Origin of the sequence: Glycomyces sp. NPDC046736, from assembly GCF_040645615.1 — a bacterium.
GTDB lineage: Bacteria > Actinomycetota > Actinomycetes > Mycobacteriales > Micromonosporaceae > Glycomyces.
The window spans coordinates 190,187-206,173 of record NZ_JBEYYO010000005.1 but is presented as its reverse complement, the minus strand read 5'-3'; the positions used below and the strand labels follow the sequence as shown (position 1 = coordinate 206,173).

Genomic DNA, 15,987 nt, shown 5'->3' with positions numbered 1-15,987 from the left:
GCGCCGGGGATGCCGATCTTGAGGACGACCTTCCAGTCCACGTTCCCGAAGCGCCAGTGCGAGGCGCCCGAGGCGAGGGTGGTGCCGATCTCGGACCTTCGGTCCGCGCCCGCCGCCGTTCGTTTCGTTGACGACCCGGTGGGCCCGCCGCCGTTCACTTCCTATCGGTCGCGCGCTTCGCCCGCCCTCGCTCGCGACCTCAGATGAGGTGGTCGATCTCCGCCTTGATGAGCCCGGCGTTCACGCCCGAGTTCGGGCAGCCTCCGAAGTGGTGCAGGGCCACCACCTTGTGGGAGTCGCGGGAGATGACCGGGGAACCAGAGGACCCGAATTCGGTGTCGCAGTAGTAGGACACGTCGCTGCCGGCGACATAGCCGTCGTAGGTGGCGTGCTTGATCACGCAGTTGCCGCCGTCGATCGCCGATTCCATCGCGATCTCCTTGGGGCGCCCGGCCGGGTGCTGGGGGATGTAGATCGCCTCGCCGCGCGCGGCCGGCTCGTCGGCAAGTTCCAGGTATCCATAGGACTTGATGCGGTTGAAGTCGGCGACGGAGAACAGCGTGTAGTCCAAGGGCTTGGAGGTGGCGAGGACCTGCGAGCCGTTGACCTTCACCGGCAGGTTCGCCAGCTCAGCGCCGCACGCGATGCAGTCGTAGCCGAACCACACCTCGGTCTGCTTGGCCTGCCACGTCTCGGTGAAGCAGTGGTGATTGGTGAGCATCCGGTTGTCCGGGCCCACCCGGAACGCCGTGCACAGGACCGTGCCGTCGATGAGCAGCCGCGCCACCGGCTCGGAGTTCGCGACCTCGTCGGGATACGACGACCGGTAGCAGGTGGACGCCCGCTTCTCGTCGCCCGCGCACACCGACTCCTCAGGCCGAGAGGCCTGGGTCTGCTCCTGGACCAGGCCCTCCACCACGTCGGCCGCGAAGCCGAACGCGGCCTTGTCGATCACCGCGCCCAGCGCCGAGCTCACTGGAGCGCCTTCGGCCCGGTGCAGTTCGACGATCGCGGTGTCGCCGGTGATCGAGGTGGCCCAGGTGTCGACCATGGACTCCTCGTACCGGTACGACTCGGCCCCGTCGGGGCTCGACACCGTCACGTAGTCGCCCGCGTCGAGCAGCAGCCGCTCGAAGTGGACCTTGACGTACCCCGCGTCGGGCCCGGTGACCTTCAGCGTGTCCTCGGGGTCGGCATAGGTGAGCGACTCGGTGAGCGCCTCGATCTCGCCCACGTCGACCAGGCCCAGCAGCGAGTCGTCGACCGGCAAGAGGTCCACCGCCTCGGCGACCACCGAGCCCAGCCCGCCTTCCAGCGGATCCTCGGCGAACGCGCTGGGGACCACGATCGCGGCCGTGCCGAGCGCGAGCGCCCCGGCGGCCGCGGTGAGGATGAGCTTGCGCCGCTTGCGCGCGCGCGGTTGCTGGTCGCTGGTCGCCACGGTCGACCCCTTTCACGAGAGATGTGTCGACCGTTAAACGAACGAGGCGCACGGAAGTTGCGTCACCCGAACAGGTAACGGGCGAACGTCACACGTCCGTGCAAGTCGTGTCCAGGCGGCGAGTTCGGGGCGAACGGGCCAGGCAGCGGCCGTCAGCGGTTCGCGAGCACCGCCTAGGCGGCCCCGCCGGGGCGGCACTGCTCCAGGATCTCGCCCAGGCCCTTGCGGGTGGCCAGCACCAGCAGCGTGTCGCCCCGCTGCATCCGGAACGCCGCGTCCGGGTTCCAGCGCACGTCCCCGCCCGGGCGCCGCACCGCCAGCAGCCGGTGCGAGCCGAACCTGGTGGCCCGGTGCGCTGCCGCATCGTCCATTCGCGACTCGGCGCCGACCTCGAACGCCTCGATGTAGGCGATCTGCCCGCGCACCGGGATCGTCTCCAGGACCTTGTCGTCGGTCAGGCTCTGCGCGAACCGCGCCGAGGCGACCTCGGGGGCGCTGTAGGACGCGTGCGGCGGCGCCTCCTTCGGCTTGGTCGCCCGGTTGAGGTTCTGCCGGATGAGCGCGGCGAACTCCGAGTCGTAGATCCGCATCACCGTGCGCAGCTTCGGATTCAACTTGAGTCCCGACAGCGCGGCCTCCAGGTTCGCCGTGTCCTGGCGGGCCATCGACACCAGCGACCGGCAGTGCGCGACGTCGGCCTCCTTGAGGATCTCCTCGTTGCTCGCGTCGCCCAGCAGCACCTGCGCGCCGTGCGCGCGGGCGGCCCGGATGCCCATCGCGTTGCGGTTCTGCTCGATCGCCACGACCGGGATCTTGCGTTCGCGCAGCTTCTCGACCACACGGGTCCCCATGTTGCCCAGGCCCACCACGATCACGTGCTCGCGGACGCGGCGCACCCGGCGTCCCTCGGTGAGCGCGTACCGCCGGTCCACGACCGCCTGCACGATCGCACCGGTCGCGAACGGGATCAGCAGCGACCCGGTGAGGACCACCAGCGCGTACGTGGTCTTGAGGATCGGGTCGGCCGACATGTCGGGGTCCATGCCGCCGCCGGCCAGGAGCCCCAGCAGGTAGAACGCGTCCCCCGCCCCGGAGGCGGTGTCGGCGCCGCTTTTGTTGCTGAGCAGCACCCAGAACCCGAACGCGAAGATCGCGAACAGGATCGCCGACAGCGTCACCAGGCTCTTGTTGAGCATGCCCCGCAGCGAACTCGCCGATTCCTTGACGACCCGGCTCGCGTTCGCCAGCGCCGGGCGGACCCTGGAGGTGCGCCGGTCGGGTCCCAGGCACAGGTATCGCAGGGCGTCCTCTTCGTGGTCCTCGTCGGGGATGAGCCCGATCGCGCCGCCGCGGTCTTGGGCCACGACCCATTGGGCCGCGGCCCTTTCGTCGCGCGCCCGCGACAGGTACAGGTGCCGGTCCCACACTTTGATGTCGCCGGGCGGGAGCTGCTGGAGGGCCGCGAGGGCGTACGTGTCGGCGACCATCTCGGCGTCCGATTCGACGTAGACGCCGTCCTCGTCGTCGCCGAGGAGCTTCTGGATGTTGTCCCTCAGGCCGTTGTTGTACATGCGGATGACCAGGCGCGGGAGCGTGTCGTCGCCGAGGTAGTGGGACATCTCGCGGATCTTGAGCGCGAGGTGGAGGTTGCCGACGTCGTTCTGGTCCATGAGGGCCACGGCGTACGCGTCGGTGAGCCCGGCTTCGCGGATGGTCTCGGCGGTGACGCGGGGGCGGGAGAAGACCACGAGGTTGCGCGGGTTGGCCTCGGCCTCTTTGCGGATCTCGTCCCGCTGGCCGCCGGGGCCGTCGGGGAAGACGGCGATGACGCGGAAGGCGTAGCGCTCGATGAGGTGCTTGATGAACCTGAGGGTGAGGCCGTTGTCGCCCACGACGATGACGCGACGTTCCGCGGCGTCGTCGTCGTATCGGGCATGCCGGGGGTGCATGGGCCAAGTGTAGTGACGCTGTGCGAACGCTTGCGGCCCAAGCGTTCGGGGTCAACCCCTGCGGGTGAGGCGGGCGAGGAGCTTGTCGACGTCGGCTTCGTAGTCGTACCAGTCGACGTCGTGGACGAATCCGAGTTCGCCGTTGATCCACCTGACGTCGTCGGCGGTCTCCAGGGTCCAGGTCTGGACGTCGACGAGCTGGGGTTCGGCGCGGCGCAGTTCGGTGAGCAGGCGGGCCTTCATGGACATGGCGAGCCCGTAGGAGCGGTGCTGGGGGGCCACGACGGTGTCGTACTGGTCGGCGCGGGTGGGGCGCTGCGCGGAGACGACGAGTTCGGTCAGGCCCACGACCTGCCCGTAGGGTTCGCTGATGGCGACGGCGATGTGCGGGCGCATGCCGCGCCGGTCGAGGGTCGCGAACGAGTCGCGCAGGGCCGGGGCGTAGGCCGAGCCGCGCCATTCGGGCACGAACGCGACGTTGCCCGGGCTCGTCCTGAGGTTGGCCTTGACGTCGGCATAGGAGTCCAGGAGCCGGTCGGGGACGCTTCCGGCGTGGTATTCGAGCCGGTACCCGGCGGCGAGGCGCCCGGCGGCGTGCTCGATCTTGGCCCAGTCGATCTCGGCCCAGCGCAGGAGGTGGCGCTGCTCGACCACGGCGCGCGCGAAGCCGTGCCGGTCGTAGAACCCCACGGCGGGGGTGGTGGCGATGACCTCGACCGAGAGGGTGCGGCAGCCGTCGCCCTGGGCTGCCAGGGCCACGGCCCGCAGCAGGCGGCTGCCGACGCCTCTGCCGCGCGCCGAGGGGCGCGTGGACATCTCGACCACGCCGGTGCCGGCCTGCTCGCCGCCGAACACGATGAGGCTCGCGTGGCCCACGAGGTCGCCGTCGGCGTCGCGGTCCATGAACAGGTACCGGCGGTCGTCGGGCAGCGAGCCGGTGAGGTAGTCGCGGAGGCGGTCGGTGCGCCAGCGCGGCTCCCCGGGCATGTCCGCGGCGGTCATGTCGTTGAGCACCGAGCACCAGTCGCGGAGGTCGTCGTCGGTCATCTCGCCGGGAGCGAGCTGCTTCAGGGGCATCTCTTATCCTTACCCGAAATCGTCACCGAACGGAACCCCAACGTCACCTCTCGCGGTCGCCGGGGCCCGTGTCATGCGGTGCTCTTCCGTCCGTAGTCGTCGGCGCGGGCGAAGACCTTCTGCACGTAGTCGTCGCGGGGGTTGTAGCTGTAGACGGCGGCGTACCAGCCGTCGGGCGTGGACAGGTCGCGGCCGCCGTTGCACAGGTAGTTCGCGGCCGCCGCGGTGGCGTCGTCGATGTCGTCGGGGTCGAACAGGCCGTCCTTGTCTCCGTCGGCCTTCCAGGCGTCCCAGGTGCTGGGAAGGAACTGCATGGGGCCCATCTCGTCGTAGTCGGCGCCGCGGATGGGGGTCAGGGTCGTGCCGTCGGCCTGGATGCGGTTGCCGCCGGTGGTGCCGTGGTTGGTCTCGGTGGCCCCGATCCCGGCGAGGGTCGTCCAGGACAGCTTGCACCCGGGGTTCTCGACGGCCGAGACCAGTTCGGCCCGCCCGTACGCGGCCAGGGCCCGCTCGGGGATGCCCAGGCCGGAGAGGCCGCGCGCCCACGAGTCGAGGTCGGCGGCCGTGGCCGTCGAGGTCGGGTCGGTCGGGGTGGCGCTGGGGTCGCTGGTGGCGATCTCGTCGAACGGGTCGGTCTCGGCGGGCAGGCCCGGCGCGGGCGCGCTCTCGGGGGCCAGGACCAGCGGGGCCTCTTCGGGCGCTTCAGTGGGGACGGTGCCGAAGGACCAGGCCGGGCCCGCGTCGGGCACCAGGTACCAGCCCGCGGCCAGCGCCCCGGAGACGGCCGTGACGGTCACGACCACCTGGACGCCGAGCCGCCCGGCCGGGGCCCGCAGCCCCCGGACGCAGGCGCGCACGCCCCTGCCGAGGCCTTTGAGGCCGCCCCAGAAGCCCCGCCACAGGCCGCGCAGGCCCTTCTTGGCGAGGGAGGCGAGTCGGCGGGGGAGGAGCGCGAACCACACGGGAGGGGGTCGTCCTTTCTCGGTCGGGGCGAGGGTGCCGCAGCGGGGCGGGGCGGGGCCGGAGGCGGACGGTGCGGCGCCCGGGTCCGGACGGCCCCAGTATGCACCGGCGCGTCCGCACCCCCGGTTCGAGGCGGCGTCCGCGAAAGGGGCGGTGTGCGTCGAAGTGGGACTGAAAGCGAGTATTCCCTAGTTCCAATGCCCCGGGCAACGCCTGAGGGCCAACAATTCGGGGGCGACCCGCTACCGGGGGCCTTTCGGATCGTTCTCCATTCGGATCGGTGGTTGCCACGAGCAAACCCGCGTCGAGGAGGCCTCACGCCCGCGTCCAGAAACCGTCAGATCGGGTGCCAGTTCCCATCACGGCAGGTAACCGACTGAGATGGGGGAGACACTGTGAGGCCGCTGGGCAATTGTGCCCGCGCACCAGCGCGCCACAGCCCGGCATACGGGGGCTGAACGAAAGTTGATTCGACACGTGGATACGACAACGGCATCGCATGCCGCACTGACAGCCTTTGCCCCGCCCCTCGGGGGCAACGGACCGACCTATCGGCACATGTCCGATGTGGCCGGTGGATTCGCGGACCGCGGCGACGGCGCCCGGTCCGCCCGACTGCCTTCGGGCGACGTCACGTTCATGTTCACCGACATCGAGGGGTCCACCCGCCTGGCCTCGGGGCTCGGCGCCGAGCGCTACCGGGTGGTGCTGCACCGCCACCGCGCCCTGGTGCGCGAGGTCCTGGCCCAGGCCGGAGGGGTCGAGATCGACACCGAGGGGGACTCGTTCTTCGTGGCCTTCCACGACGCGGCCGCCGCGTGCGAGGCCGCCGCCCGCATCCAGGCCGCGCTGGCCGCCGCCGACTGGCCCGACCAGGGCACCGGGGCCGGGCCGGTGCGCCCGCGGGTGCGCATGGGCCTGCACACCGGCGAGGCCTGGCCCTCGGCGGGCGGGTACGCCACCCCGGAGGTCCACCGGACGGCCCGGATCTGCTCGGCCGCGCACGGCGACCAGGTGCTCGCCTCGGTCCAGTGCGCCGCGGCGGCCGGGCTCGGGCCCGGCCGGATGCGCCGCCTCGGCGACTTCGAACTGCGGGGCCTGCCCGGCGCGACCGAGCTGGTGCAGCTCACCGGGCCGGGGCTCGCGGACGACTTCCCGCCGCCGCGGCTGCGCCCCAGGCGCCACAACCTGCCCTCGGCGATCAAAGCGCCGGTGGAGCGCCCCGAGGACGCGCGCGAACTCGACCGCGCGTTCGCCGCGGGCCGCCTGGTGACGCTCTCGGGGCTGCCCGGGTGCGGCAAGACCACGCTCGCGAAGGCCTGGGCGCGCAAACGCCTGGCCCATTACGAGCACGGCGTCTGGTACGCCGGGGCCGGGCCCGACCTCGGCGCCTCGCTCATCGACGCGCTCGAACTGCGCCCGGAGCCGCTGCGGCCGGCGCTCAACACCGTCATCGACCATTTGCGGGACCGGCAGGCGCTGCTGGTGGTCGACCAGAACGACCGCCCGGCGGCCACGCTCGCCGACGACCTGCGCCGCATCCTCGAATCCTGCCCCGACCTGCATCTGCTCACGATCGGCCGCCGCCCGCTGGAGGTCCCCGGCGCGATCCGCCGGTCCCTGGACCTGCCCGCGGTCGAGGTCGGCGCGGCGATGCTGGCCGGGTTCTGCGAGGACCGCGGCATACACGCCTCCGGCGCCGAATGCCGCGAACTCGCCGCGGCGGTCGAGAGCTTCCCGCCCGCGCTGCTCGCGCTCGCCGACCTGGTCGCCCTCGCGTCGCCGCAGACGGCGATGCGGCGGCTGCGGGACGACGCGGCCTGCGTGCTCGACGCGGGCGGGCGCTTCCGCCAGGCGATAGACGACGCGGTCAGCGCCGCCTCGGGCCCGGCCAGGGCGGTCCTGCTCGAACTGGCCGCACGCGAGCGAGGCGCGAACGTCGACGAGGTCCTCGACTTGTGCCGCCAAAGGGACGGCAGCCTCGAAGCGCTGGTCGAACTGGTGGACGCGGCGCTGGTGGTGATCGAGCGCCCCGCGATGGACCAGGCGGTCTACCGGGTCCCGGCCCCACTGCGCTGGCTCCTCGCGGGCCCGGACGAGCGCCCGGAGCCCAGGGCACTCACCGAGGAATTCGCCCGCCGCCTGGTCCGCCCGCTGGAGCACCCGAGGTTGCGGGCGGTGGCCTTACGGCGGTGTCTCGTGTCACCCGTGCGAACACGTTCGGGTGACACGAGCGCCGTGCGGGGCGATTCTTGTCGTACCCGGGCGGCAAAGTGGGGCCTACCTTTCCCCTGGGTGGGTGGGGGCTAGGGATGGCACTTCCCACCCGCCCACCCATCGCTCCGCCACGGCGCGGGCCGTTTCCTGGGCCTCGCCGCCTCGTGTGCGATGCTGGGGCCGTGACTGACAGGGAACCGCACCCGCCCGAACACACCGCCTCCGCCGCCGCCATCGCGCGCGCCGCGCGAGTCATTCCCGGGGGGGTGAACTCGCCCGTGCGGGCCTTCCGCGGGGTCGGGGGCGATCCGGTGTTCGTGCGCGAAGGCGCCGGGGCCCGCATGACCGACATCGACGGGAACACCTACATCGACCTCGTCGGCTCGTGGGGCCCGCTCATCCTCGGCCACGCCCACCCCGACGTCGTCGCGGCCCTCAGCGCCGCCGCGGCCCGCGGGACCTCCTACGGCGCACCCACCCTCGGCGAGATCGAGCTCGCCGAGCTCATCGTCGAGCGCACCCCGTGCGAGATGGTCCGCCTCGTGTCCTCGGGCACCGAAGCCACCATGAGCGCCGTGCGCCTCGCCCGCGCCGCGACCGTCCGCGACAAGATCGTCAAGTTCGCCGGGTGCTACCACGGCCACGCCGACTACTTCCTCGCCGAAGCCGGGTCCGGCGTCGCGACCCTCGGCCACCCCGACTCGCCCGGCGTCCCCGCCTCCGCCGCCGCGGACACCATCGTCGTCCCCTACAACGACCTGAACGCGGTCGAAGCCGCCTTCGCGGCCCACCCCGACCAGATCGCCGCCGTCATCACCGAGGCCCAGCCCGGCAACATGGGCGCGATCGCACCGCTCGACGGCTTCAACGAGAAGCTCCACGCCCTCACCCGAGCCCGCGGCGCGCTCCTGATCTCCGACGAGGTCATGACCGGCTTCCGCGTCGGCCCCGGCGGCCTCGCCGCCCCCGCCGACCTCTACACCTACGGCAAGGTCATGGGCGGGGGCCTGCCCGCAGCCGCGTTCGGCGGCCGAAGCGACCTCATGGGCCAGATCAGTCCCGCCGGGCCGGTCTACCAGGCCGGGACCCTCTCGGGGAACCCCCTCGCCGTCGCCGCCGGGCTCGCCACGCTCCGCGCCTGCGACGCCGAGGTCTACGCACGCCTCGACGCCACCGCCGCCGAGATCGCCCGCATGGCCTCCACCGCGCTCACCAAAGCCGGGGTCCCCCACCACGTCTCGGCCCCCTCGAACCTGTTCTCGATTTTCTTCTCCGAAGGCCCCGTCCGGAACTTCACCGAGGCCAAAGCCCAGGACACCGAGGCCTACGGCGCGTTCTTCCACGCGATGCTCGACGGCGGCGTGTACCTCCCGCCCAGCGCGTTCGAATGCTGGTTCACCTCCGCCGCGATCGACGAGGAAGCCCTGTCACACATCGAACAGGCGCTGGGCACGGCGGCCGAAGCCGCCGCTAAGGTGCGGTCATGAGCGGCTCCAAGACCATCGTCCACCTGCTGCGCCACGGGGAGGTCCACAACCCCGACGGCATCCTCTACGGCCGCATCCCCGGCTTCGGGCTCTCCGAGCTGGGACGCGAGATGGCCGTGGCCGCCGCCGAGCGCCTCGCCGGGCGCGACATCGTCCACGTCGGCGCCTCCCCGCTCCAGCGGGCCCAGGAGACCGCCGAGCCCGTCGCGGCCTCGCACCGCCTCGACATCACCACCTACGACGGCCTCATCGAAGCGGGCAACTCCTTCGAGGGCCTGCGCGTCGGCGTCGGCGACGGCGCCCTCGGCCAGCCCAAGTACTGGTGGCGCTTGCGGGACCCCTTCAAGCCCTCGTGGGGCGAGCCGTACCTCGACATCGCGCGCCGCATGACCGACGCGATCGACAAGGCCCGCGTCGCCGCCGAAGGCGGCGAGGCCCTCCTGGTCTCCCACCAACTGCCGATCTGGACCGCGCGGCGCTTCGCCGAACGCAAGCGCCTGTGGCACGACCCCCGCAACCGCGAATGCTCGCTCGCCTCGCTCACCAGCTTCGTGTACGAAGGCGAGTCCCTCGCCCGCATCGAGTACTCCGAACCGGCCGCGCACCTGCTGCTCAAGTCCGAGTCCGCTCGGAAGGCCAAGGGCGCCTGACGATGGGCCTGCGGCGGAGGACGATGCTGGCTGCGGTGCCCCTGCTGGCCGTCGCGGCCTGCGCCGAGACCGGCGACAACGCCAACCGCGTCAACGAGATCAACCGCGACCGGTTCGTCTCCGGCGACGGCGCGAACTACCGGTGGGAAGACCCCGCGGACCGCTTCGAGGCCCCCCGCCTGACCGGCACCGACCTCGACGGGAACCCGATCGACACCGACGACTGGGCCGGAGCGGTCATCGTGGTCAACTTCTGGGGCTCGTGGTGCCCGCCGTGCGTGGCCGAAGCCCCCTACCTGGTCGAGGCCGCCGCCGCGTTCGAACCCGAAGAGGTCCGCTTCCTCGGGGTGAACATCCGCGACACCGCCGACGCCGCGAGAGCGTTCGAGCGCCGCTGGGCCGTGGAGTACCCCTCGATCAGTGACGAGGCCGGGCGGGTCGCCGACCAGTTCGTCGACTACGGGCTCTCCCCGAACGACATCCCCGCCACGATCCTCATCGACGCCGAGCACCGCGTGTTCTCCATCTGGCGCGGCGAACTCGACGACGCCGCCACGATCATCGCCGACATCGAGAAAGCCCTGGAGACCTCATGACCGCCCCCCGCTCCGCCGCGCGCAAGGCCGCCAAGGGCGCCGTCATGGCCGGGACGTTCGCCGTCACCGCGCTCGCCGTCGCCACCCTCGTCAAGCGCCGCCTGAACCCGGCCCCCGCCGAGCCCGGCCTCACGGAGTCCGAGTGAACCCCGCCGAGACCGCCGCCTCCGGGCCCCTCCTCCTGGCCTTCGGCATCGCCGCGCTGGCCGGGCTGGTCTCGTTCGCGTCCCCGTGCACGCTCCCGCTCATGCCCGGCTACGTCTCCTACGTGACCGGCATGAGCGGAGGCGAACTCCAAAGCGCCGCAGGCGAAGTCAAAGTCCGCCGCACCGGACGCGTCCTGACCGGAGCGCTGCTGTTCGTCGCCGGGTTCACCGCGGTCTACACCACGGTCGTGTTCGCCCTCCAAAGCGCCGGGCGGGCCCTGCTGACCAACACCGACGTGCTCGAACTGGTCGCCGGGATCGTCATGATCGCCATGGGCCTGATGTTCATCGGCCTCATCCCCACCCGCGGCGGCTACGCCCCCAAATGGCGGCCCGCCGTCGGCCTGGCCGGTGCGCCCCTGTTCGGCGCGGTCTTCGCGCTGTCGTGGATCCCCTGCACCTCACCGGTCCTCGCGGCCATCACCAGCCTCGCGGTCATCCAGGACGGCACCGCCCGCGGCGTCGGCCTCATGATCGCCTACTGCGTGGGCCTGGGCGCCCCGTTCGTGCTGTTCGCGGTCGGGATGCACCGCCTCGCCGGGGCCCTCGACTTCCTCAAACGCCACGGCCGGGCCATCTCCGTCGCCGGGGGCGTCATGCTCGTGGCCGTGGGCCTCCTGCTGGCCACCGGCGCGTGGACCCACGTCACCAACTGGCTGCGGGCCACCGTCGGCGCCGGGGTGAGCGTCCTGTGACCGCCACCCTCGAGACACCCCGCAAACCCAAGTCCCGCAACCCGATCCGCTCCTTCGCGCGCCGCTGGTGGCACCAGCTCACCTCCATGCGCACCGCGCTGCTGCTGCTGCTCGCGCTCGCGCTCGCCGCGATCCCCGGCTCCACGTTCCCGCAAAGGGCCATCAGCTCGGTCGACGTGGCCGACTACTACGAGGCCCACCCCGACCTTGCGCCCTGGCTCGACCGCGTGTGGGCCTTCGACGTCTACACCTCGCCGTGGTTCTCCGCGATCTACCTGCTGCTCATGATCTCGCTCGTCGGCTGCATCGTCCCGCGCCTGGGCGTCCACTGGAAGGCCCTGCGCGCCAAGGTCCCCGACGCGCCGAAACGCATGTCGATCCTGCCCTACCACCGGGTGATCGACTCAGGGGCGAACCAGACCCGCGCCCGCGCGGTCCTCAAGCAGCGCCGCTGGCGCACCACCGTGCGCGAAAGCGACGACGGCACCGTGGTCATCGCCGCCGAGAAGGGGTTCCTGCGCGAGAGCGGGAACCTCCTGTTCCACACCAGCATCATCTTCGTGCTCGTCGGCGTCGCCCTCGGCAGCCTCATGAGCTGGTACGGCAACCGCATCCTCTCCGAGGACAAGTCCTACTGCAACAACCTCCAGCAGTACGACGAGTACGGCCTCGGCGCATGGGTCGACGAGACCAGCCTCCCCCGGTTCTGCCTGACCCTCAACAGCTTCGACGCCGAGTTCACGAACGGCGGCCCCACCGCGTTCGACGCCGACGTCACCTACGAGACCGCGGGCGAGACCGGCGAGTACGACCTCGAAGTCAACCACCCGTTGAACATCGACGGCACCAACGTCTTCCTCATCGGCCACGGCTACACCGCCGTGGTCACCTACACCGACCGCTACGGCCAGACCCAGACCCTCCACCAGGAGTTCCTGGCCATGGACGCCGCCCTCAACTCCGAAGGCGCGTTCAAGTTCCCCGACGCCAACGTCGACCCCGCCACCGGCCAGGTCGACCCGGACGCCGAAGCCGGATTCGACGCGATCCTCGTCCCCACCTTCGACGACTCGACCGCGATGCTCCTCGGCGCCGACCCCGAACCGAACAACCCCGTCCTGGCCCTCACCGCCTACACCGGCGACCTGGGCCTGGGCGACGGGCGACCCGAATCGGTCTACTCCATCAACGACGAGCAGATCGCCTCGGGCGCATTGCGACAGGTCAACGACGAAGTCGAGGTCATCGGCCTCGGCGACGCCATGACCCTCCCCGACGGGTCCACGCTCACCTTCGACGGCGTCGAGCAGTACGCCGTCCTCCAGGTCCGCCACGACCCCGGCGGCCCCGTCGTCCTCGCGGGCGCGGTGCTGCTCCTCCTCGGCCTCCTGCCCGCACTCTCGGTGCGCCGCAGGCGCTACTGGATCCGGTGGAACCCCGACGGCACCGTCGAGACCGCCGGCCTCAACCGCAACGACTACGACGGACTCGACGAGGAATGCGACGCGCTCACCGCGGCCATCGCCCCCGAGCCCGTGCCCACTTCAGAATCCGACGACTCGATCGGGAGCCAGCCATGACCGGGGCCGAAATCGCGAACGCGCTGTTCGTCGCCGCCATCGTCGTCTACGCCGCGGCGATGTTCGCCTACGCGGTCGAATACGCCTTCGACCGCCGCGCGCCCAAACGCGCCGAAGCGCTCGTGACCGCCGGAGGCGGCGACGTCCCCGAGGAGGCCCCGGCCGACCCGCCCATCAGCCCCGCCGCCGCGCGCGGCGCGGGCCGCATCGGCCTGGTCCTGACCTTCCTCGGCACCGCCGCCCTCGCCGCCAGCATCGTCATCCGCGTGATCCACACCGGGCGCTGGCCGTGGGGCAACATGTTCGAGTACACCGTCGGGGTCGCCCTGGCGGGCATGGTCACCTGGCTGGTCATCGTCTCCCGCGGCTCGGTCCCACGCCGCCTCGGCCTCTTCGCGACCTTCGCGGTCACGATGGTCCTCGGCACGTCCGTGCGCGTCTACACCGAAGCGGGACCGCTGGTCCCGGCCCTGGACTCGTACTGGATCATCATCCACGTCAGTGCCGCGATCGCCGCCGCGGGCATCCTCCTCATCGGCTGCGTGTTCGCGCTCCTGCACCTGCTCAAGCGCCGCTACGACCGCCAGGTCTCCGACGGCAAGCCGATCCGGTTCCCGCTGAACGTGGCCGAGCGCCTCCCCGACGCGACCGCGCTGGAGCGCCTCACGTTCAAGATCCACGTGTTCGCGTTCCCGCTTTTGACCTTCGGCATCATCGCCGGGTCGGTGTGGGCCCACCTCGCGTGGGGCCGGTACTGGGCCTGGGACCCCAAAGAGGTCTGGGCGTTCATCGCCTGGGTCGTCTACGCGGCCTACCTCCACGCCCGCGTCTCGGGCCGCAGCGCCAAGGCCTGGGCCCCCTGGATCGCGATCCTCGGCTACGCGGTGATGCTCTTCAACCTCACCGCCGTCAACCTCGTCTTCGGCGGCCTGCACTCCTACGCGGGCGTCTGAAGGGCTGCGTTGCGTAGCGGCCCATATATATAAGGCATAGGAAAGGCCTCCGCCGGATGGACGGAGGCCTTTCCGCTACTTGACGAGTGCGGTCAGCGGCCCGAGCCGCGGGTCTGGCGCAGGTCGAAGTGCTCGGCGGTGCGTTCCATGTCGGCCTGCTGGAACGAGCGCTGCGGCCGGGGCGGGTCGGGGACGACCACGGGGCCGTCGTGCGCGCCCATCGGGGGCGGGATCGCGCCCGGGGCCCGCTGGTCCGGGACGTGCCCGGGGGAGCGGTCGGTGCGGTTGCGGACCCGGCCCGGGCCAGGCCGCGGGGCCTCCCGGCGGGCCTGCTCGGCCCGCATGCGCTCGACCTGGATCGCGCCGGTGCTCGGCGCGGGCACCTCTTCCTCGACGTCCATGCCCAGCTGCTCGCGGCGCGAGACCGTCTTCGGGGTGGTCCCCATGAGCGCGAACAGGAGCACGATGATCCCGAACGTTGCCACCATGAGGATCGGCAGGATCAGCATGATCGGGTCGATGCCCTCGACGGCGTTGTTGCCCTCGTCGTACAGCGTCACCCGCACCCCGGCCATGCCCGTGTAGTGCATGCCGCACACCGCGATCGCCATGATCACGGCCGCCGCCGACTGCCACCGCCAGCCGTCGAGGTACATGCCGCAGAACAGCGCGGCCGTCGCGGCGATCACCGCGATCACCACCGCGGCGGTGAAATAGGTCTGGTCGTGGCTGATCTGCCCCGACACGTTGATCGCGGCCATGCCCGAGTAGTGCATGACCACCACCCCGATGCCCGTCAGCGGCCCGGCGATGAGGATCTTCGCCACCGTGTTCCGCTGCCCCAGGCCGGCGACCAGCAGGCCGAAGAACACCGACCCGATCGAGGCCACCAGGCTCAGCGCCGTCACCCAAGGGTCGTAGGCGATCTCGGACTCGGTGACCTTGAAGCCCATCATCGCCGTGAAGTGCATCATCCAGATCGCCGTGCCGCCCAACGCGAACGCGGCCAGGGCGATCCACTGGACCCGCTTGCGGGCGGCCTTGACGGTGCGGTCCTGCCTCCTGGCCTGGGACATGCACATCAGCGACAGGATCGAACCCGCGAACGCGAACCCGAAGGCCATGATGGGATTGATCCAGCCGTAAGTGAAGTGACTGACGTGTTCCACCAGCGGTCTTCCTCCCCAGGCTGTGTCGCCCGTATCCGGAATTGTCGCGCGAAAGCGATCTGCGCGATTCGAAACTTATACGACTACTGTCCGGCGGCATCCGCAAGACGGACAGTTGCACTAGGACGGTCATTTCGCTCAGACGGCCCCCCACCTGCGCCTGCGTCGAACGACGAGGACCCGAAGGGGGCCAAGGGAACGCCAGGGGCCGCGGCCGACTCGGTCGCGTCGAACGAGGGCGAGGCCAGCACCCCGAACACCATGCCCACGATGGAGATCAACGCCAAGATCAGGATCGGCAGCAGCAGCACCAGCGGACTGATCCCGGTCACCGGCTCGCTCGCCGGGCCCTCGACCGTCACCGCCGCCATGCCCGTGTAGTGCATCCCCACCACCGCGACGCTCATGACCGCCGAAGCCAGCGTCATCGAACCGCGCCGCATCGCCACCGCGGTGAACCGCAGCGCCACCGTCGAGGCCACGACCGCCACCACCGCCGAAGCGGCCACCAGCGGCGGCTCGTACACCAACCGCCCGCCCGTGGCGATCGCCGCCATCCCCGTGTAGTGCATGCCCACCACGCCCGCACCGCACACCAGTCCGCCCAGGACCAGGCGCGGCCAGCCAGCGCGCCCACCCCCTGACACGAACAACCCGAGCCCCACCGCGAGGACCGCCAGTCCGAGCGAGGCGGCGGTCAGGGCCGGGTCGTAGGCGATGTCGGCTTCGGTCACGGTGAAGCCGATCATCGCGGTGAAGTGCATCATCCAGATGCCGATCCCGCCGATGGCCAAGGCGGCCATGAGAATCCAGCGGAACCGACCCGCGGCGCCGGTCGCGGCGCGGGCGTGACGGGAGGCCGACAGGCCGAGAAAGGACCCGGCCGCGGCGAAGGCCAGGCCCACCACGGGGTTGAGCCAGCCGTAAGTGAAGTGCTGATGATCGAGAGTGGCTGCGAGCATGTCCATTTCGGGGTGACCTCCTGGGGTTGCGTCTACCGTGCC

14 protein-coding genes and 1 pseudogene are annotated in these 15,987 nt (G+C 71.2%); 8 read left to right on the top strand and 7 right to left on the bottom strand.

Annotation, left to right across the window (positions count from 1 at the left end):
* The 5 genes and pseudogenes from AB0B28_RS07870 to AB0B28_RS07850 all read right to left on the bottom strand — a co-directional run.
* A pseudogene (locus tag AB0B28_RS07870) lies at positions 1-95 on the bottom strand (sulfite exporter TauE/SafE family protein); the annotation flags it as partial.
* Between the two features lie 104 nt (positions 96-199).
* Positions 200-1,441 carry a serine protease gene (locus AB0B28_RS07865; RefSeq protein ID WP_360118307.1) on the bottom strand — a complete coding sequence of 414 codons (1,242 nt, stop codon included), beginning with the start codon at positions 1,439-1,441 and terminating at the stop codon, positions 200-202.
* 173 nt (positions 1,442-1,614) lie between these two features.
* Positions 1,615-3,390, bottom strand: a complete 1,776-nt coding sequence (locus AB0B28_RS07860) for an NAD-binding protein (protein ID WP_360118305.1) — start codon at positions 3,388-3,390, stop codon at positions 1,615-1,617.
* Between the two features lie 51 nt (positions 3,391-3,441).
* Positions 3,442-4,467, bottom strand: coding sequence for a GNAT family N-acetyltransferase (locus AB0B28_RS07855; RefSeq protein WP_360118302.1), 1,026 nt, complete (start codon positions 4,465-4,467; stop codon positions 3,442-3,444).
* Between the two features lie 71 nt (positions 4,468-4,538).
* Positions 4,539-5,429 (bottom strand): lytic murein transglycosylase, encoded by an 891-nt coding sequence (locus AB0B28_RS07850; RefSeq protein WP_360118299.1) that lies wholly within the window; start codon positions 5,427-5,429, stop codon positions 4,539-4,541.
* A gap of 559 nt (positions 5,430-5,988) precedes the next feature.
* Here AB0B28_RS07850 and AB0B28_RS07845 point away from each other — a divergent pair.
* From AB0B28_RS07845 to ccsB, 8 genes are all read left to right on the top strand, one after another.
* A complete protein-coding gene (locus AB0B28_RS07845) occupies positions 5,989-7,740 on the top strand; it encodes an adenylate/guanylate cyclase domain-containing protein (RefSeq protein WP_360118296.1) in 1,752 nt (583 codons plus the stop codon).
* Between the two features lie 89 nt (positions 7,741-7,829).
* Positions 7,830-9,134, top strand: coding sequence for a glutamate-1-semialdehyde 2,1-aminomutase (gene hemL / locus AB0B28_RS07840; RefSeq protein WP_360118293.1), 1,305 nt, complete (start codon positions 7,830-7,832; stop codon positions 9,132-9,134).
* The gene (locus tag AB0B28_RS07835) at positions 9,131-9,784 is read left to right on the top strand and encodes a histidine phosphatase family protein (RefSeq protein ID WP_360118290.1); all 654 of its coding nucleotides are present in this window, start codon (positions 9,131-9,133) and stop codon (positions 9,782-9,784) included. Before hemL ends, AB0B28_RS07835 begins: the two co-directional genes overlap by 4 nt.
* Positions 9,785-9,807: 23 nt before the next feature.
* Positions 9,808-10,380, top strand: coding sequence for a TlpA disulfide reductase family protein (locus AB0B28_RS07830; protein ID WP_360118287.1), 573 nt, complete (start codon positions 9,808-9,810; stop codon positions 10,378-10,380).
* Positions 10,377-10,526 (top strand): hypothetical protein, encoded by a 150-nt coding sequence (locus tag AB0B28_RS07825; protein WP_360118284.1) that lies wholly within the window; start codon positions 10,377-10,379, stop codon positions 10,524-10,526. Before AB0B28_RS07830 ends, AB0B28_RS07825 begins: the two co-directional genes overlap by 4 nt.
* On the top strand, positions 10,523-11,281 hold the full coding sequence (locus AB0B28_RS07820; protein ID WP_360118281.1) for a cytochrome c biogenesis protein CcdA: 759 nt from the start codon (positions 10,523-10,525) through the stop codon (positions 11,279-11,281). Before AB0B28_RS07825 ends, AB0B28_RS07820 begins: the two co-directional genes overlap by 4 nt.
* A complete protein-coding gene (locus AB0B28_RS07815) occupies positions 11,278-12,861 on the top strand; it encodes a cytochrome c biogenesis protein ResB (RefSeq protein WP_360118278.1) in 1,584 nt (527 codons plus the stop codon). Before AB0B28_RS07820 ends, AB0B28_RS07815 begins: the two co-directional genes overlap by 4 nt.
* A complete protein-coding gene (gene ccsB / locus AB0B28_RS07810; protein ID WP_360118275.1) occupies positions 12,858-13,814 on the top strand; it encodes a c-type cytochrome biogenesis protein CcsB in 957 nt (318 codons plus the stop codon). Before AB0B28_RS07815 ends, ccsB begins: the two co-directional genes overlap by 4 nt.
* Before the next feature lie 92 nt (positions 13,815-13,906).
* Here the strand turns inward: ccsB and AB0B28_RS07805 are convergent, their stop codons facing one another.
* Positions 13,907-14,983 (bottom strand): MHYT domain-containing protein, encoded by a 1,077-nt coding sequence (locus AB0B28_RS07805; protein ID WP_360118271.1) that lies wholly within the window; start codon positions 14,981-14,983, stop codon positions 13,907-13,909.
* 83 nt (positions 14,984-15,066) lie between these two features.
* Positions 15,067-15,951 (bottom strand): MHYT domain-containing protein, encoded by an 885-nt coding sequence (locus AB0B28_RS07800; protein WP_360118268.1) that lies wholly within the window; start codon positions 15,949-15,951, stop codon positions 15,067-15,069.
* Between the last annotated feature and the right edge of the window lie 36 nt (positions 15,952-15,987).

Coding starts and splice junctions, on each gene's coding strand:
- AB0B28_RS07860 (WP_360118305.1), bottom strand. CDS start 3,390: ATGCACCCCCGGCATGCCCGATACGACGACGACGCCGCGGAACGTCGC.
- AB0B28_RS07830 (WP_360118287.1), top strand. CDS start 9,808: ATGCTGGCTGCGGTGCCCCTGCTGGCCGTCGCGGCCTGCGCCGAGACC.
- AB0B28_RS07800 (WP_360118268.1), bottom strand. CDS start 15,951: ATGGACATGCTCGCAGCCACTCTCGATCATCAGCACTTCACTTACGGC.
- ccsB (WP_360118275.1), top strand. CDS start 12,858: ATGACCGGGGCCGAAATCGCGAACGCGCTGTTCGTCGCCGCCATCGTC.
- AB0B28_RS07855 (WP_360118302.1), bottom strand. CDS start 4,467: ATGCCCCTGAAGCAGCTCGCTCCCGGCGAGATGACCGACGACGACCTC.
- AB0B28_RS07835 (WP_360118290.1), top strand. CDS start 9,131: ATGAGCGGCTCCAAGACCATCGTCCACCTGCTGCGCCACGGGGAGGTC.
- AB0B28_RS07825 (WP_360118284.1), top strand. CDS start 10,377: ATGACCGCCCCCCGCTCCGCCGCGCGCAAGGCCGCCAAGGGCGCCGTC.
- AB0B28_RS07845 (WP_360118296.1), top strand. CDS start 5,989: ATGTCCGATGTGGCCGGTGGATTCGCGGACCGCGGCGACGGCGCCCGG.